Here is a 17644-nt window from a genome sequence, read left to right on the forward strand (position 1 = left end):
TACAATTATTATTCGTGAGAAGATTTCGTCTTTAAATTATTTTTATTAGCTAGAGCAAATAAAAGCACTACTATAAAACAGATCATAGGTACCCAGTAGCCCAGTTGAAGATTACCAGTTTTATCTGAAATCAATCCCAATAAAGGCGGCAAAATTGCTCCACCTACAATAGACATAATGATTAAACTTGAAGCTGATTTCGTATCTGCCCCAATTCCCTCAACTCCGACCGCAAATATTGTGGGAAACATAATCGACATAAAAAATGCTACTGCAATTAATGCATAGACTGTTATTGTGCCACTTCCGTATATCACAATAAATGACAATGCAATACAAATGATAGAATAAATCATTAGCAAAGTTAGTGGCTGTATAAATTTCATAAAAAATGTTCCAACAAAACGACCTAACATAAAAGCTAAACCTGCAAAACTAGCATATTTGGAAGCATTTAAGGGAGTGATTCCAGCAACTTCAGTAGCATAAAGTACCATAAAGCTCAACACACACACCTGTGCTCCTACATAAAAAAACTGTCCGATTACTCCCCACTTTACATTTTTATGCTTAAATGCATGAAAGAAACCAGCCTTTTGTTCGCCTTCATCATCTTTAATATCAGGAAGCTTAGTGAAAAAAAGAATCGCAGCAACAATCAGAATAATTAAACCTAAAATCATGTAAGGCGCTTTTACAGTCGCAGTCTCTGCCTCCATATAGGCTAATTTAACCTGCTCGCTCATGGCGGCAATCTCAGTATCAGATTTTGGTTGTTCCGCTAAAATAAATTTTCCGCCCAAGATTGGAGCTATAAATGCTGCCAGTCCGTTAAAGGATTGGGCAAAATTCAATCGCTGTGTTGCTTTACTGGGGTCACCTAAGACCGTAACATAGGGATTTGCCGCAGTTTCCAAAATAGTTAAACCACAAGCCACAACAAATAAAGCCGCTAAAAAGAATACATAACTAATCTGATTAGCTGCTGGTATAAATAAAAAACAACCAATAGCAAAAATTGTCAGACCTATTAAAATACCCGATTTATAACCATATTTTTTCATGATCATACCGGCAGGAATAGCTAGTAAAAAATAAGCAATAAAAACAGCTGAATCCACTAAAGAAGCCTGTAAATGCGTTAGACTAAATGCATTACGAAGATGTGGAATTAAAATAGGGTCCAAATTATGAACAAAGCCCCAAAAGAAAAAAAGGGATGTTACGAGTACAATCGCTAATTTATTATTTTTACTAACTGACATATAAAATATAATTTATCATTGGTTTATGTAAAATAAGGAATAATTAATGAAAGAAAATTTAAGTATTTTACCCAATTATTACGCTATATTACCATTCAAAATAGTAGAACTGTAAAATATAGTGCATATATTTATTAATAAATGAAACCACAACTACTAAAAGTCAATAATAGTAACGTACAGTCATTCAGCGTGAGGAACGATATTATTCCACAAAATCATAATATTTGGCACTACCATGAAGAGCTTGAATTAATTCATTTCGGAAAGGGATCGGGAACCCAATTTATTGGTGACAGTATTAAAAATTTTACAAATGGTGATATCGTATTGGTTGGATCTAACTTACCTCATTATTGGCTATTTGACTCCTGCTATTTAGATAATAACTGTCCCGAACCTGCGGACATTAGAGTTTCCCATTTTAAAGAAAATTTTCTTGGCGACGCTTTCTTTAATCTGCCAGAAAATTATAAATTAAAGAATTTATTAAAAAAATCTAAAAGGGGAATTCAGTTAAATAAATCAATTTTGCAATTAGCTAAATCTCTAATAGAAAAGGTTTTAAACAATAACAACTCAACTAAAATAATAGCACTAATAGAAGTCTTAACTTTAATAGCAGAATCTGAAGCCTATACTTTGTTGTCCAGTGAAAATTATCCGATTGACAGTCAAGATATAGATTTCAGAAGAATGACTGTTATTATGGATTATATTACACAAAATTACAAATCACAAATCAAGTTAGAAGATATTGCGACATTAACTGGAATGACTACAAACTCGTTTTGTCGCTACTTTAAAGCTAAATCTGGAAAAACTCTATTTCAATATCTTATTGAAATACGTATTGGGCATGCCTGTAAATTGTTAGCAGAACGTAAATATAATGTGAAACAAATTTGCTTCGAATGTGGTTTTCAAAACTTTGTCAGTTTTCACAAATATTTCAAAGAAGCGACAGGATTTACTCCATTACAATATCAAAAAGGAATTGCACATCTATTTTAAAGAACAAAGACAAGCTTTCCTGTAAAGTCACCAGAATCTAACAATGCATGGGCAACAGAAGCCTCTTCCAATTGAAAGGTCTTGTAGATATTTGCTTTAAAAACACCTGGTTTGATTAGAGGTAAGATCTGTTTATTTATGTCATCGCGCACATTTTTTTTAAATAAAATAGATCTACTTCTTAAAAGACTACCTGATAGGTAGATTCGTTTTTGCATCAATTTAAAAAGATTTAATTCTACTTTAGCACCTTTCATTGCGTTAATGTAGATCAGATGACCATCCGGTTTCAATACTTCAAGATTCTTTTCAAAATAATCGCCTCCTATACTGTCAAGTATAACATCAATTTTATTGTCTCCAATAATCTCCCTAAAGTCCTGCTCCTTATAATTAATGATCACTGACGCTCCCAATTCTTTACAGTAAGTAGCTTTGTCACCCGATCCCACTGTTGTATACACTTTTGCTCCTGCAAGCTTTGCTAACTGAATTGCCATTGATCCAATACCTCCACTTCCACCATGAACTAAAAAGCTATTGCCATATTTTAGTTCCCCTCTTTGAAAGACATTATGGTACACGGTAAACAATGTTTCTGGTAAAGCGGCAGCTTCTTCGTAAGTCAATCCTTTAGGTATAAGCAGGCACTGTCCCTGATCAACAGCGACATATTCTGCGTATCCTCCACCAGATAAAAGAGTACAGACCTGATCACCAATTTTCCATTCATCTACCAACTCACCAATGGATACAATTTCTCCCGAAATCTCAAGACCAGGAATATCAGCGGGGGCACCTTCAGGGGCCGCATAATTTCCCTTCCGCTGAAACACATCAGGCCTATTCATACCTGCTGCTTTTACAGCAATCAACACTTGATGCCCAGTACAAGTTGGTGTATCCACCTCCTTTATCTTCAAAACTTCAGGTCCACCAAATTTTGTTATAACAACTGCTTTCATTATGATTTTTTAGGATATTTTTGTAAACGGAAATTTAAAGAGACCATAAAATAACGAGATAACCTTTCATTTTGAACGTCAAATATATCATTTCCTATTACATCTCTGGTAATACCTGAATTTTGATTTAGTAAATCAAAGCCCTGAATCCGTAACATTGCTAAATTATTACGCATAAAAGTATATTCAAAATATGCATTAATAATTGTGGGATTTATATTTGTCCATGATGATGATGAATATCCCGAATTTAACCTTTGCGATACCTCTACACCAAAAGATCCATGTGCGCTCACATAATATTTGGATCCCAAACCAAGCACACCGGTATGCGCCACAATTTGATCATTATAAGGTCGTTTATAGGTAGCTTTGTTTAATGCGTAATTTCCATTAAGTTCAGCTTCAAATACATCATTAAACATGTACCTGAATTGCAGAGACTGCGAATATAAAAAATGTCCACCGTCATTACGAATGTCATTTATGTAAGTGACATTATTATAAAAATCAGCATTGCCATTCAAACTCATCTGTATATTATCGTTAAACAAAGCTGCAGTAAATAAGTAGTATGCCTTGATATCATAATAACCCGATGTATTTAAGAAGGTAGTTTTTTGTATTGTTGAATTAGGAATAGTAGTCCGATTAGAGACAATTTTATTTGAAATAAAATTATAAGCAATACTACTTTCAAAATATTGTCCCCTTTTTACAATTGATTTTCGATATTTAGCCAAGATACGGTTAGCGAATTCTGCTTGTAATTCTGGATTTCCTTGTATAATATTTTGTGAATTTGTATTATCCAATATCGGCTGAATCTGATAGAAATTAGGTTGATTATTTTTACCTAAGTAATCAATTGACAAATCAGAATTCTCATTAAATTTCCATTTGACCCCCGCTGCTGGTATAAGATTTACATTACTATAAGATGTTTGAATTGATTTATCTTTAGAAAAACCTTTAAGTTCTGTTGGTTGAACCGCAAATCCGATATTATATTTAAATTTATTGAATATATCCTGTTGATATTTCATGCCAACTCTATTGGATGAAAAAGCATAATCGTAACTTAAACTAAGAGAATCAACTCGACCAAAATCTACCAATTCATTATTTCGTTCATGAACTAACCGCCTTGCATCAATTGAGGTGTAACTAAAGTCATAATTCAATTCTAATACTCCGCCCTTGTCCACTGGCTCTATAATAGATAGCGAACTTTTAATATCTTGATTTTTGTTTTCACTTTTCACAAATTGATTTAAAAAACTATCCTTAATTTGCACTTGATTAAACGCACTATCTATAATCTTATTCCGGTCAACTATATCCTCTTTTTTATCGACTGAATTATATCCCAGATGTAAATTGTACACTAATTTCCGTCCTGGCTTCTTAAAACTTTTGGCATATAAGATGTCTACTTCAGCATTTGGACTCGTACTACTGTTGTCAGAAGCATATTCCCCATCGTTTGTGATCTGTCTATTCTTAATATATCGATCTCTAGATTCATTACCTTTCGATTTATTCCATGAAAAAGTTGGAGATATTTTTAAAAGATCTGAATCAGATAATTTTATATCAAACCCCCAATTCATATGATGCGCATTATCAACAGTCTTTGTTACATAATCCTCTTGGTTGGTTATAATGTTATTACCATATACAGACTGTAGATAGGAATTCCCCCTCGTCGTATTCTTTGTATTTGTATAGCTGTAACGTCCAAAAGCACTAATTTTATCATTCAAATTAGTGGAAAAACTTGTTCCCAAGGACCCAATAGCATTAAAACCATCAGTAGGGTCGGCAAAGTCTGCCAATTCGCCCATTACACGATCCCTGGAACCTCCTCCATTTGGAGAACCGAAAGAAAAAAGATTCGTATTTGTATTATTAACAGATCCTACAAAAGATAGTTCCTGACCATCATTGAATTTATTGAGGCCTGCACTCGCGAGGTATCGTTCTTGATCACCTAAACCACCTGTAACCTGTCCAAAACTTATTTTTTTCTTGTCATCTTTCAAAACAATATTTAGAATTTTCTCAGACTCACCAGTTTTTGTTCCCTTAGCACTTGCTTCATCTCCGAAAAAATCAATAACCTGAATATTTTTAATAAAATCCGCAGGAAGATTTCGAGTAGCGGTAAGCACATCTCCTCCAAAGAATTTTTTACCATCTACTTGTACAGAAGTAATCGGTTTACCAAAAGCATATACAGAGCCATCACGAGAAACCTGGAAGTTCGGTAATTGTTTAAGCGCATCCTCCAGCAGTGTGCGTCGATCAAACTGGAAAGCTCCCATATTAAATTGAACCGTATCCTCTTTGAAGACGATTGGTTTATATTTCTTAATAACAATTTCTTTGAGCACTGAAACCTGTGGTTTTAAAACAACAGTCTCCGCAATAACACGATCTGTTGTATTATACTGAGGGTAAGAACGATCAACAATCTGTAAGCCTAAAGAACTGTAGTTTAAACGGATATTACTTCCTTTAATTTGGTAAAATTTGTAGAAACCTGTTTTGGAAGAAATTGCCATGACGGTATCCAAAGAAGTTGTCAGACGCACATTGACGCCAGCAAGCGGTTGCCCATCGATATCCACAACAAATCCGTACACCTCCTTTTTCTGGAGTTGGGCTTGTGCATTACCCACAACAAAAAAGAAGACGATAAGAAAGATGACCCTATGAGTATTTCCTGATATTTCGAATTTATCCGACATCAAAACAACTTATTCTATTTGTATCTCAATATACATAATAATTTACACAACCATAACGCAAAATAATGAATAGTTGTATATAAAAAAGGCGGCTTATTTGAAATAAGTCGCCTTTCATTTTATTTATAAGAATAAATTAATTATTCACCAGCAAAAGTAACTTTAAGTAAGTGTTTATCAATTTCCCAACGTCCAGTACCATCTTCTCCAATTACATCAAATAATTCTAAGATTCTTCTCGCAACAAATTCCTCTTCAACTTGCTCTGCTAAGAACCATTGTAAAAAGTTAAATGTTACGTAATCTTTAGCTTTCATACATTTGTCTGCGATGTTGTTAAATTGTTCAGTAACGAACATCTCTTGTTCCAATGCTGATTCGAAAATCCCACGGAATGAATCAAAATCTGAAGGAATACCTGTTACTTCTGGTGAAATAGCACGACCGCCTCTATTGTTAATATAATTGAAGATTTTCAACATATGCTCACGCTCTTCATTGGACTGTTTAGCAAAAAAATCTGCTGCATTCTCCAAACCTTGATCATCACACCAAGATGACATCGCTAAGTATAGTGAAGAAGAATGTGCTTCAACTTTAATTTGAGCATTTAATATATTTTCGATCTCTTCTGTTAAAGAAGATTTTAATTTTAATAAATCTTTCATATCTGTAAGTTTTAATACTAATTATAATAATCAAGTTTCAAATACTTGACTTACTTGAACACTACAAATATAGGGGACATTACAGATTTTTGTATAAAAAATTTGCAATACGAATTCAGTCTAAATTAGCGGAAAAAAGGTTAAACTGTTTAGAATCAGTATAATTACAAAGAATGGAAAATTAAGCTAACACAGTAATCTGAGAACTACGTAAACAAGCCTTAACAATACTATTTAATTCGATCATAAATTTAGCTCCATCTAACAAATCTCTTAAATTCAAAACATCTTGAACTGCCAGGAGAAAGCAACGTTCTGTTCGAAAAGGCATTACCAATGTAAAATCCGCAGAACGTGCAGTGTCTGTTAGCATTTTCTCGACATCAATATTATCTATTGATTTCTTAAATTTAAAAAAGTCTGACACCGAAAAAGATGTCGTTGAACCCGCAAATTCCATCCAATAGCAGTTTTTACGACTACACTGATATATGGCACCAGTTTCAGTTTTAAAGACCTCTTCTACATTTGTTAATGGACAGATTTTGTTTGACATTTCTTAATTCATTATGATGAAGCAAAAATAATCATTATTTATAATCAATCCAAGTAAGTTTTAAATTATTTTGAACAATTATAAATAGTTGTCTTTAGCATAAAAAGAAGCCCAGATGCGCATTGTTAACTCCTTGTTTTACACAAAAAAAGACTAATCATAATGATTAGTCTTTCATTTATTAAACTATTATATACTAATATTCTTCTTCTTCAGTCGTCAAGATCTCTTTATGATTACTGGCCTGTGTTTTAGTTTTGGTCTTATGTTTATTAATCTGTCTCCTTAAGGATTCTACTGCAATATCAGTTGCTTCTTCAAAACTCTTAGCTTGTCCTTTTGCAAAAAGTTGACTCCCTGGTATATTTATTTTAATTTCCGATACCTTATTAGATTCATCATCTACATTTTCTAAACGTAAATAGCATTCTCCACCAATGATTGAGTCTAAAAACTGATTCAATTTACCTGTTTTTCTTTGGATAAACTCAATTAGCTTTTGATCAGCATTAAATTTAATTGATTGCACAGTAATGTTCATTTTTCCTCCTTTTTTTAAGCTTTTGGATGAGCTTGTTTATAAATAGACTTTAACCGCTCCGCAGAATTATGCGTGTAGACTTGTGTTGCCGCAAGCCCCGCATGCCCGAGGAGCTCCTTTATTGCATTAAGATCTGCACCATTGTCCAATAATGCTGTCGCGAAAGTATGTCGCAAAATATGCGGACTTCTCTTCTGTTGTGAAGAAACCATCGACAGACATTTATGCACAATTCTATAGATCAATTTCTCGTAGGCCGGTTTTCCCTCTTTAGTAACGATTAAGAAACTTGATTTATTATTTTCAATGTATAAACTTTTAGCGTGTAAATAAAGCTGTAGCTCTTTTATTAATGTCCCATTAATAGGAACTAACCTTTCCTTACTCCTTTTACCGAATATAAGAATATTTTTGTTATAATAATCAATATCTCTATCCTGAATTTGTAATAATTCTGCAAGTCGAATACCTGTACCAAATAAAAGTTCCATCACCAATTTATTTCGACGACTTTCAAAATCATGCACGTTCTCTTCTAAGTGGTCCAGCAACAACATCAATTTATCCTTCTCAACTACCACTGGTAACTTCTTAGGCATTTTCAGAGCTTTCACTTGTATCGGATTATCTTTCACAATATCCTCTCGCTGTAAGAACTTATAATAAGTCCGTAATGCCGAGATGCTTCGATTCACTGTCGTAGCCGATTTATTCGCTTCTGTCATCATGGCGAAATAATGACGCATATCACGATGGCCAACCTCTTCGAATGGAAGATGTTCATTCTCTAGAAACACTAAAAACAGACTAATTTCATGTAAATAAGCTATTAAAGTGTGTTTAGAGTAGCGCCTTTCATATTGAAGATACCGTTCAAACTCTTTTATATACATAATCCATTCTATTTGTAACTAATTTACCGAATTAAAGCGCATAAAAAAAGGGAAAAGTAAACTTTTCCCTTTTTTATATCTTTTTAGAAACCTTAGATTGAAACCTCTTGGTTTAATCCTTGTTTGTAGATCGCTTTCTTAACTTGAATACGACGAGTTACAGATCTCTTTTCATAAGCTTGACGAGAACGTAGTTCTCTTAAAACTCCTGTTTTTTCGAATTTCTTCTTGAAACGTTTTAATGCTCTATCTAAAGATTCTCCTTCTTTTACATTTACGATAATCATGCTCTGTATATACCTCCTTTCGTAGCCTTTTAATTTTTAAAGTGATGCAAAGGTACAATTATGATTGAGATATACAAAAAGAATCTCACTATTTTTTCAATAAGCCTTCACGATAAATTAAATCATATAAGGTATCAGGTTTAGTGAGCAAATAAGTTTTTAATCCCAATTCACTCGCAGTCTTTAAATGCTGTGGACTGTCATCTATAAAAACCGTCTCATCGGGGACCAAACCATTTTCCTTTAATACAAATTGGAAAATCTCAATATTGGGTTTACGCATACCCATTAAATGTGAATAATAGTCTTTTTCAAAAAAAGCTGTATTATCATCGAGGTCAAAATTATTTTTTAAATAATCCATAATCCAACCATAATGAATTTCGTTATTATTGCTCAATAAAAATAATCGATATTCATTTTTAAGATCGAGCAATAATTCATGATTTCCATCCATCACACCAATTAACATGGCATTCCATGCAGCATCTATTTGTGTATCCGTCAAAGAATATATACCGGAAATTTCACGAATTCCATCTCGAAATGCTTTTGCGGGAATTTTTCCTTGTTCAAAATCATCAAAAAGTTTTGTTTGTGCTCGGTGACCATAATAATCTCGTACATTTTTGATTCCCAACTCACTAAAGGCAGACTCCATCCTCAAAAAGTCGATCATAAAGATCACATCTCCATAATCGAGGATAATATTTTTAATTTTTTTCATCTTTTTATTTTGAAATATCAATACAAATATCAATATTTGCATCGTCAAAACGCGGTAAACGTTACATTTTGACAAAATATAATAACCGCTCCTATAGCTCAGTTGGTTAGAGTAGAAGACTCATAATCTTTTGGTCACTGGTTCGAGCCCAGTTGGGAGCACTGCTTAGAAAGCCTTACTTTTAGTGAGGCTTTTTCTGTTCAACCTATTCATCTCATTTCTCTAAAAGCAAATATACAGGACTAAGATTGTTATCAAAAAAATATTGAGTAAAATTAGATATGTTGAATAAACAATTTTCAAAACTATTGATAAATAAACATGCGCTTATTATTTATAACAAATCTATGGATGGAAATAAAAAAAGGTCGTGTTAGACTTAACGCGACCTTTTCATCTACCTATGAAAAACATGCCCTTTTGGGATGGGCTTCACAAAGCTAAAATTTTTTTTTCACAAATAAGGGAAAATACCAAAAATAATGCGCAAACTACTGATTTTCAGATCATTTTTTTTCACAACAAACAATTGAAATGTATTATTTTTTAAAATATTAATCCATTAAAAGATGAATCAGGCACTGTTGTAATAATAAATTATTGGAGACAAAAAAAAATGGTTAAGCACTTATCGTACTTAACCATTTTTTATGCTATATAAAACTAAAATTTACTATTTCAATTTATCTAACCAATCTTCTACCTCTTCCTTAGTTTTTCCGGTTTTCTTTTGAAGTTTACCTAATAATTCATCTTCTTTTCCCTCGGCGTACAATAGATCGTCATCCGTTAGATCTGCATATTGTTGTTTCACTTTACCTTTTAGTTCGTTCCAACGACCTTTCCATGTTAATTCGCTCATAATAAAATCTCCTTTTTTAAAGTAAATACTATAGATATAACACTTGGGAAGTGAAATTGTTTTCATGCGCTGGATAATTTGATTCGATTAACAAATATTTAACAGTACGGTAAAAAGAAATTTCTATTGTTGATTTAAAAAGAAGTACCTTCAACAATTCAAAAACATTCAACTTTTCTACTTTCTAATTGTTTAGTATGTTGAATATGGGCAATTCACTAATATTTATTCAGAACCTATACTTTCAATAGCTCTCAAACTAGGCACAACAGCCATGAAAAGCTATCGTGCCTAGCGTGAGGATCAAATACATATATAAATAATTTTTTTAACACCATGTACATTCCTTAAAAAATAAATACGATCATTCTTAATAAACTCATTAAAAATAACAATGATCACCGAATACCATTATATCAACCTGTTTCAGTCATGAAACATAAATAAGGTAAATTCATCAAAACAGCTGAACTAAAAAATCAGGCATATCAAATCATTTAATTATTTAAAAAATTTAAGAATTCAACATGAAAATAGCCTACATCAGTACTTATTTGCCAAAACAATGTGGAATAGCAACTTTTACCAATGATTTACTACAATCCATAGACCATCAGGATTCAACTATTACCCAACATATTATTGCTCTTTCAGACCGATCTTATTCTTATAATGAGGAAGTTGTTTTCGAAATTAACCCCCAACAGCAATTAGATTATATCCAAGCGGCCAATTTTATTAACGAGAATAAATATGATTGTGTAGTGCTGGAACATGAATATGGTATTTTTGGAGGGAATAGCGGTGTTTACATACTCTCTTTGATCAATTTACTTCATATGCCCTTATTGGTCAACTTACATACTATATTAGAAAAACCAAATATTGATGAAAGAGCAATATTGATTGAAATTGCAAAAAGAGCTTCTATCATAGTAGTCATGAGTTCCTATGCAATTGGACTTCTCCAAAAAATATATCATGTACATGAAAACAAAATACGTTTAATACCTCATGGAGTTCCAGCCTTTGATTACCAACAGAACGATGCAAAAGAAAAACTACAGTTGACAGATAGACGCATCATCCTTACTTTTGGTTTTATAGCTCGTAACAAAGGAATTGAAACAGTTATACATGCACTTCCAAAGGTCGTACAAGAATATCCTAATACTGTTTACCTTATTGTAGGAAAAACGCATCCAAACGTTTTATTGGAATCTGGCGAAGAATATCGGGAGTATCTAACTGCCTTAATAAAACAAATGGGCTTGGAAAACAACATCATTTTTGTCAATGATTTTGTCAGTAACGAAACCCTAACCACCTACTTAACAGCATGTGATATCTATATTACTCCCTATATTAATGAAGCTCAGATTACGAGTGGAACATTATCATTTGCTGTAGGGGCTGGAGCGGCTGTATTATCTACTCCCTATTGGCATGCGAAAGATTTATTGGCAGATGGAAGAGGCATTTTATTTGATTTTAAAAATCATAAAGAATTAAAAAATATTCTCATTGACCTATTTGATAACCCTAAAAAACTAGAAGAACTTAGAAGTAGGGCTCGCCATCATGGTGAGAAAATGACTTGGAACAAATTAGGCGGATCTTATGTCAAGTTACTCCAAAAGCTCTCCTCTACACAAGTAAATCTCGACACCGATATAAAAATAACGATGTTAGAGCGTTTTCCAAAATTCAGATGGGATCATCTTGATCGATTGACAAATTATGTAGGAATTATTCAACATGCCACATTTGCAACACCCAACTATCGAGAAGGATACTGTTTGGATGACAACGCTAGAGCGCTATTGGTTAGCCTGATGCAATATGAAGCCTTTGGAGAAAAGGATACTAGAAAGAGAATCTCGACCTATCTTAATTACATTTACTATGCTCAAAGAGAGGACGGATTATTTCATAACTTCATGAATTTTCAGAATGAATTTTTAGAAGAAGTCGGATCTGAAGATTCTTTTGGTAGGGCTATATGGGCATTGGGATATCTATTTAATACAGCACCTTTTGTTGACTTCTATCAGTTAGGATCAAATATGTTTTTTAAAGCTATGCCACACTTTGAAAATTTAAAATCTATACGTGCTATCGCTTATACTATGATGGGTATTGCTGAATATCTAAAACAACAGCCAAATGATGAAAGAGTCACAGAGTTACTCCGTAAACTGGCTTTTAAATTAGTACATGAATATGATTCCAGTGCTGATGATGAGTGGAAATGGTTTGAACCAGTTCTGGCATATGACAATGCGATTATCCCACTGGCAATACTCATGTCAACCAAATATTTAAATGATGATAAACTTAGAAAAATAGGATTTTCAAGCTTTTATTTTCTCGAAAATATCATTATGCAAAATGGGTTTTTATCTATTATTGGCAATCAAAAATGGGCAAAACAAAATCAAAATATAAGCAAATTCGGGCAACAGCCCATTGATGTTACAGCCACAGTACTTTTATTTAGGGAGGTATTTGAAATCACTAAAAATGAAGAATATTTTGAAAAAATGATTCGATCTTTTGAATGGTTTTTAGGCGAAAATGACCTTAAGCTCCCGCTATATGACCACAGCACCAAAGGATGCTGTGATGGGTTAGAAACTTATGGCATTAACCGCAATCAAGGAGCAGAAAGCACGTTATGTTATTTTATAGCCTACTTAACTGTTTATAAGTCTTTAAAAATCAAATTTCAGGTTGAAGAATAGCCTGAATCAACTCATTCAAGTTAATGGTCGCATAAGTCGATGCATAGTCCGACATGGCGTAAGGCATAATTAATTGATCATTATGAACAATAGCTCCACATGAATAGACAACATTTGGCACATACCCTTCTCTTTCCATATCATTAGGAGTTAAAATAGGGAGACTAAGGCGTCCTATTTCTATATGTGGATTTTCCAAATCTAATAATGAAGCCCCAATTGAATACTCGCGCATAGGGCCAACAGAGTGTGTAATAATTAACCATCCGGCTGCGGTTTCAATTGGGGAACCGCAGTTTCCGATCTGTATAAACTCATATGGACTTTCAGGTTCTTGCACCAAATGAATAGCTTCATTCCAAATGTTGATATAATCGGAATAGGCGATATAATTATTTTCACCATCAATACGACATAGCATAGCATATTTCCCTTTGATCTTTCGCGGAAAAATCGCAGCACCTTTATTTGCAATTTCTCCATGGATGGGCTTGACTGTAAAATGATAAAAATCCTTAGTTGTCAATAGTTTTGGTAAAATACTAAATCCGTCATATGCAGTATAAGTTGCATAATAGATAACCTCCCCCTTAGGTGTTATAAAACGAACAAATCTCGCATCTTCAATCCCCCTTTTTTCAGTATCAGAAATTGGAAAAATAACCCTTTCAGATATTGAAGTATCCAAAGAGAAAGTCATCTCATAATGCGATGAAGCGAGCCATATCGCTTGCTTCAATATACTATCATTATCCTCTGTATGCTCTATTTCAGCACGTATTCCCTCCACATATCTCTTCAGCTCCTCATATGTAAATGTTTCTGTTAGATTTTCGCTAAGCTTTTGCATAGCCGTCGCATCTTTTGGATGCAACTCAACCAATTTAGAAATGAAGCTATTTTTATTATACCGATGATTCTTAATATTGATAGGCTTGTCCAGCAATGTTCCCACAACATCTAGATGAATATTATTCTCCGTATCAATATAACCAGAGCGGAATACTATCGAAGATACATGCCCCTCACCGGTTGCTCTAAAACTGATAATAACCCTCTTCTCCCCTTTATAAAGCTCGCTCTGATCTGGATGCTCAACAATAGATGGATTAAATAAAGCTGCCGATTCGATGGAATATTCCATCGTAAAGTAAGAACCAATTAATAATTTAGCTGTCATCGATATTTTATCCGTCGGCATTTCTAATCTTTCCAATAGATGTCTTATGCGATCAAAATTACGCTCAAACACCTTCACAATACTTCGGTGCCGCTGAGAATAACTTCGTAAAACCTGTCCAAAAACTTCCTTTTGTTTTTCATCCGATAATTGTAGCACCCGATGAATTACTTTAATGGAACGTTCATCACCTAATGAAAAAAAACGAGCAAGGACACGTTTGGTATCTGGCCTAAAATAAATATCTTTCCGATTAACTTGAACGGGTTTATACATACATATCAACAATAAAAGTGACTAATAAATTCTTTTTATAAAACACATCAATGATCACATTGTTATACAATTTAAGCACAAAAGATTATTAAAATTTATAAAAATCTTATTTTTAATTATTTAGAAGTACCTTCTGCAGAGAAATATCATTCAAATTATAACGATTGTATGGTAAGTATAAAACACGTATTCGCTAAAAACGGACCATTTATAAGCAATTTCGCAAAAAATTAATCCAATTCGAATGTGCTATTTTATCTAAAGCATCCTCACTATATCCCCTTTGTGACAATATATCAAAAACCAACTGAATATCAGCAATAGTTTTCAGGTCATATGGACATTGTTCTTTACCAAAAGCGCCGTCAAGATCACTTCCTACACCGACATGATTTGTATTACCGGCCAATTGACAGATATGGTCAATATGATTGGCCATAACCTCTAATGAACAATTCATTGTCTTAGGGTCAGATACGCCTCTTACCCATCTGGGAACCATCATCCAGGCATCTAATGCCACCCCAATTACTGCTTTTTTCGAAATCAAGATTTTGATCATATCATCGCTAAATTGTCTGTTATGGTCGACAAGTGCGCGACAGTTGTTGTGACTAGCCCATATTGGACCATTAAATCCATCCATAGCATCCCAAAAAGCATCATCATTAAGATGAGTTACATCTAAAATAACATTAAGGCGTTCCATCTCCCTTAATAACGCTATTCCCTTTGCATTTAGTCTCCCATTTGAGTCCGTACCATTCGCATACCTTCCTGGCCCATAATGAGCTGGCCCAACCGCACGTAATCCCTGCTCATAAGCATATTCGAGATAAGATAAATCAATTAAAGAATCAGCTCCTTCTAAACTTAGCAGAAAACCGATTGGTTTATTTGATTTATTGGTCTCATCATTCCAAAGAATGATATGCTCTTCTAAATCCGTTTTAGTTTTGATCATGCGCATGTACCCATCCTTTTCCATTGCTCTATACCAAGCTAATTGCCCTTGTGTTTGTGCCCAAGCTTGTTCTGGAGAATACCAACCAGGCAAAGAGCTTTCCTTCTCCACGTATCTTGCAATTTGAGTAGCGACAACTAGGCCAATATTCCCCCTTTTCAGTTCACCAAAAGAGACTGTTGCATTTCCACGATCAGGTTTATCGTCCATCCCCTGCTCTCTACTATTTAGTTCAGCAATCGGAAGTCTTAAATCCCGATTCCATTCCATTGCATTCATACTAAGATCTAAATGCGCATCAAAAATCAATCTTTGTTTTTTCATCCTTTAGAAATTAATCTTTCTATCTCTAGCAGTAACATACCAATAATTATCGACCTCTCCATCAGTGATGACCACCAATTTTTCGTACAATGCCACAGTTGGACATATATGCTTTGGTACAGCATAGAAAGCTGCACCTATTTCGTATACTTGTGCATTTGGAACCTTTACGACCATATGTTCTTCACTTTGGCTTACGACTTCAAGATCGGGTTGATCTAAAAATTTGACACGCGGTAAAGCTGATTCACTTGCGACAGCTTTATATCCCAAATCCAAACAAATATGATGCTGATCAACAATACTTATAACACGGGTTAACAGTAATGCCGCATAATCAAAAGGTTGCTCTTTTAGAGTTTCTCCATAACCATAGTCCCAAAATACAAACGTCCCTGGACTACAAATCACATCAGTTCTATCTGCGTGAAAAGTAAAAGAAGGTGAACCTCCGATAATCATCCTTGATATTGAGCTACATAATTGGTTTAATAATAAATGTGCTTTACTTAATAATGCATATGATATAGCACTTTGTTCTTCTCTGATTTTGAGATCAGAGTCATGGATATGACCATCATATCCATGTACCCCCATCAAACGAAGCCCTGGAAGTGACAGTATGGTCACGGCTAACTTCTCGACCTCTTCCAATGCTACCCCTGTCCTATTCATCCCAATATTTACATCAATATACACATCCATAGAGCAGTCTGCTAAAACACATGCCCTATTTAATGCCCTAGCGCTCTCATTATGATCGATTAAGCACGAATAATTGGTTTTACCAAAATGTTTTTTAAGCTTAATCAGACGTTCAATCTTAGGACCTGTTGGCTGATAAGCCAATAGGACGTCTTTAGCTCCCACATCTCCCAGAATTTCAGCTTCAGCAATAGTCGCACATTTAAATTGATTTATACCCGCCTTCCTTAAAGCAATACAGACATCTGTCGATTTATTTGTTTTGACATGTGGGCGAATCCGGCTACAATCGCCCCCTACCATCTCAATAGCTTTTTGAATATTATCGACAACCCGCTCTTCATAAACCAAGAGTGCGGGAGAGTCTACTTCTGAAACATCATTTAATTCATACCAATGCTTAATCATACTGTTTCATGTAATTCAAACAAAGCTTCTATTTCTACAGGAATATTATCCGGAAGTGATCCAAATCCAACCGCACTACGCGTTCCGATTCCATTCTCAGTTCCCCAAACTGCAGCAAACAATTCACTGCAACCATTAATAATAGCTGGATGCGCTTCAAAATCAGAAGTACAATTGACCATTCCCAACACCTTGATTACACGTTTTATACGATTAAGGCTACCTAGATTAGTTTTTATAGTAGAAAGCATTGTTAATCCAACCTGTCTTGCGGCAAGTTTACCTTCCTCAGGATTAAGGCTTGCACCGATTCTACCAATAATTAATGATGCATCATCTTGTACAGGCCCATGACCAGATAAATAGAGATATTTACCATCAATTACAAAAGGTTTATAAACACCCTTAGGTGCAGGTGCCGGAGGTAATGTTAAACCTAATTTTTCAAATTGTTCGTCTGCATTATAATTCATAATATGTTATATATTTTATGTTATTCAAATAATTATTTA

16 protein-coding genes and 1 tRNA gene are annotated in these 17644 nt (G+C 34.0%); 3 read left to right on the plus strand and 14 right to left on the minus strand.

Going from position 1 to position 17644, the window contains the following annotated elements; translation table 11 throughout:
- Positions 1-8: 8 nt before the first annotated feature.
- Positions 9-1265 (minus strand): L-fucose:H+ symporter permease, encoded by a 1257-nt coding sequence (gene fucP / locus HCX49_RS09160; RefSeq protein WP_132773536.1) that lies wholly within the window; start codon positions 1263-1265, stop codon positions 9-11.
- A gap of 141 nt (positions 1266-1406) precedes the next feature.
- Here fucP and HCX49_RS09165 point away from each other — a divergent pair, with 141 nt between their 5' ends.
- A complete protein-coding gene (locus HCX49_RS09165; protein WP_132773534.1) occupies positions 1407-2279 on the plus strand; it encodes an AraC family transcriptional regulator in 873 nt (290 codons plus the stop codon).
- Here the strand turns inward: HCX49_RS09165 and HCX49_RS09170 are convergent.
- The 8 genes from HCX49_RS09170 to HCX49_RS09205 form a co-directional block, all read right to left on the minus strand.
- Positions 2276-3244 (minus strand): NAD(P)H-quinone oxidoreductase, encoded by a 969-nt coding sequence (locus HCX49_RS09170; RefSeq protein WP_168126871.1) that lies wholly within the window; start codon positions 3242-3244, stop codon positions 2276-2278. The genes HCX49_RS09165 and HCX49_RS09170 overlap by 4 nt on opposite strands.
- Complete coding sequence (locus HCX49_RS09175; RefSeq protein WP_132773530.1) at positions 3244-5997, minus strand: outer membrane beta-barrel protein; 2754 nt, start codon at positions 5995-5997, stop codon at positions 3244-3246. Before HCX49_RS09175 ends, HCX49_RS09170 begins: the two co-directional genes overlap by 1 nt.
- A gap of 140 nt (positions 5998-6137) precedes the next feature.
- A complete protein-coding gene (locus HCX49_RS09180; RefSeq protein ID WP_021190395.1) occupies positions 6138-6665 on the minus strand; it encodes a ferritin in 528 nt (175 codons plus the stop codon).
- A 181-nt stretch (positions 6666-6846) separates the two neighbouring features.
- The gene (locus HCX49_RS09185; protein WP_021190396.1) at positions 6847-7221 is read right to left on the minus strand and encodes a DUF6686 family protein; all 375 of its coding nucleotides are present in this window, start codon (positions 7219-7221) and stop codon (positions 6847-6849) included.
- Between the two features lie 196 nt (positions 7222-7417).
- Entirely contained in the window at positions 7418-7762 is a 345-nt protein-coding gene (hpf, locus tag HCX49_RS09190) for a ribosome hibernation-promoting factor, HPF/YfiA family (protein WP_132773528.1), read from the minus strand.
- Positions 7763-7776: 14 nt separating this feature from the next.
- On the minus strand, positions 7777-8655 hold the full coding sequence (locus HCX49_RS09195) for a tyrosine-type recombinase/integrase (RefSeq protein ID WP_021190398.1): 879 nt from the start codon (positions 8653-8655) through the stop codon (positions 7777-7779).
- A 92-nt stretch (positions 8656-8747) separates the two neighbouring features.
- Positions 8748-8942, minus strand: a complete 195-nt coding sequence (gene rpsU / locus HCX49_RS09200; RefSeq protein WP_021190399.1) for a 30S ribosomal protein S21 — start codon at positions 8940-8942, stop codon at positions 8748-8750.
- An 88-nt stretch (positions 8943-9030) separates the two neighbouring features.
- Positions 9031-9669: an HAD family hydrolase gene (locus HCX49_RS09205; RefSeq protein ID WP_206368335.1), complete on the minus strand. Its 639-nt coding sequence runs from the start codon at positions 9667-9669 to the stop codon at positions 9031-9033.
- Between the two features lie 87 nt (positions 9670-9756).
- On the opposite strand from HCX49_RS09205, the gene HCX49_RS09210 reads away from it, so the two are divergent.
- Positions 9757-9830: transfer RNA gene (locus tag HCX49_RS09210), tRNA-Ile, on the plus strand.
- Between the two features lie 512 nt (positions 9831-10342).
- Here the strand turns inward: HCX49_RS09210 and HCX49_RS09215 are convergent.
- Positions 10343-10531 carry a CsbD family protein gene (locus HCX49_RS09215; protein WP_031289203.1) on the minus strand — a complete coding sequence of 63 codons (189 nt, stop codon included), beginning with the start codon at positions 10529-10531 and terminating at the stop codon, positions 10343-10345.
- A 527-nt stretch (positions 10532-11058) separates the two neighbouring features.
- Between HCX49_RS09215 and HCX49_RS09220 the strand changes: the two genes are divergently transcribed.
- Complete coding sequence (locus tag HCX49_RS09220) at positions 11059-13275, plus strand: glycosyltransferase family 4 protein (protein WP_132773523.1); 2217 nt, start codon at positions 11059-11061, stop codon at positions 13273-13275.
- Here the strand turns inward: HCX49_RS09220 and HCX49_RS09225 are convergent.
- The 4 genes from HCX49_RS09225 to HCX49_RS09240 all read right to left on the minus strand — a co-directional run bounded on the left by HCX49_RS09225 (position 13253) and on the right by HCX49_RS09240 (position 17605).
- Positions 13253-14731, minus strand: a complete 1479-nt coding sequence (locus HCX49_RS09225; protein ID WP_132773521.1) for a glycoside hydrolase family 130 protein — start codon at positions 14729-14731, stop codon at positions 13253-13255. The two genes, HCX49_RS09220 and HCX49_RS09225, sit on opposite strands and share 23 nt — an antisense overlap.
- Before the next feature lie 208 nt (positions 14732-14939).
- Entirely contained in the window at positions 14940-16019 is a 1080-nt protein-coding gene (locus tag HCX49_RS09230; RefSeq protein ID WP_021190977.1) for a dipeptidase, read from the minus strand.
- Positions 16020-16022: 3 nt separating this feature from the next.
- Positions 16023-17132 (minus strand): D-TA family PLP-dependent enzyme, encoded by a 1110-nt coding sequence (locus tag HCX49_RS09235; RefSeq protein WP_206368338.1) that lies wholly within the window; start codon positions 17130-17132, stop codon positions 16023-16025.
- The gene (locus HCX49_RS09240) at positions 17129-17605 is read right to left on the minus strand and encodes a RidA family protein (RefSeq protein WP_021190979.1); all 477 of its coding nucleotides are present in this window, start codon (positions 17603-17605) and stop codon (positions 17129-17131) included. Before HCX49_RS09240 ends, HCX49_RS09235 begins: the two co-directional genes overlap by 4 nt.
- Between the last annotated feature and the right edge of the window lie 39 nt (positions 17606-17644).

This window comes from Sphingobacterium sp. B16(2022), from assembly GCF_012030425.1.
GTDB lineage: Bacteria > Bacteroidota > Bacteroidia > Sphingobacteriales > Sphingobacteriaceae > Sphingobacterium > Sphingobacterium anhuiense.

Excerpts from the sequence above, each read along its gene's own strand:
- HCX49_RS09215 (WP_031289203.1), bottom strand. The coding sequence starts at position 10,531 with ATGAGCGAATTAACATGGAAAGGTCGTTGGAACGAACTAAAAGGTAAA.
- HCX49_RS09230 (WP_021190977.1), bottom strand. The coding sequence starts at position 16,019 with ATGAAAAAACAAAGATTGATTTTTGATGCGCATTTAGATCTTAGTATG.
- HCX49_RS09220 (WP_132773523.1), top strand. The coding sequence starts at position 11,059 with ATGAAAATAGCCTACATCAGTACTTATTTGCCAAAACAATGTGGAATA.
- fucP (WP_132773536.1), bottom strand. The coding sequence starts at position 1,265 with ATGTCAGTTAGTAAAAATAATAAATTAGCGATTGTACTCGTAACATCC.
- HCX49_RS09225 (WP_132773521.1), bottom strand. The coding sequence starts at position 14,731 with ATGTATAAACCCGTTCAAGTTAATCGGAAAGATATTTATTTTAGGCCA.
- HCX49_RS09165 (WP_132773534.1), top strand. The coding sequence starts at position 1,407 with ATGAAACCACAACTACTAAAAGTCAATAATAGTAACGTACAGTCATTC.
- HCX49_RS09240 (WP_021190979.1), bottom strand. The coding sequence starts at position 17,605 with ATGAATTATAATGCAGACGAACAATTTGAAAAATTAGGTTTAACATTA.
- HCX49_RS09175 (WP_132773530.1), bottom strand. The coding sequence starts at position 5,997 with ATGTCGGATAAATTCGAAATATCAGGAAATACTCATAGGGTCATCTTT.
- HCX49_RS09235 (WP_206368338.1), bottom strand. The coding sequence starts at position 17,132 with ATGATTAAGCATTGGTATGAATTAAATGATGTTTCAGAAGTAGACTCT.
- HCX49_RS09185 (WP_021190396.1), bottom strand. The coding sequence starts at position 7,221 with ATGTCAAACAAAATCTGTCCATTAACAAATGTAGAAGAGGTCTTTAAA.
- HCX49_RS09205 (WP_206368335.1), bottom strand. The coding sequence starts at position 9,669 with ATGAAAAAAATTAAAAATATTATCCTCGATTATGGAGATGTGATCTTT.
- HCX49_RS09180 (WP_021190395.1), bottom strand. The coding sequence starts at position 6,665 with ATGAAAGATTTATTAAAATTAAAATCTTCTTTAACAGAAGAGATCGAA.
- HCX49_RS09170 (WP_168126871.1), bottom strand. The coding sequence starts at position 3,244 with ATGAAAGCAGTTGTTATAACAAAATTTGGTGGACCTGAAGTTTTGAAG.
- rpsU (WP_021190399.1), bottom strand. The coding sequence starts at position 8,942 with ATGATTATCGTAAATGTAAAAGAAGGAGAATCTTTAGATAGAGCATTA.
- HCX49_RS09195 (WP_021190398.1), bottom strand. The coding sequence starts at position 8,655 with ATGTATATAAAAGAGTTTGAACGGTATCTTCAATATGAAAGGCGCTAC.
- hpf (WP_132773528.1), bottom strand. The coding sequence starts at position 7,762 with ATGAACATTACTGTGCAATCAATTAAATTTAATGCTGATCAAAAGCTA.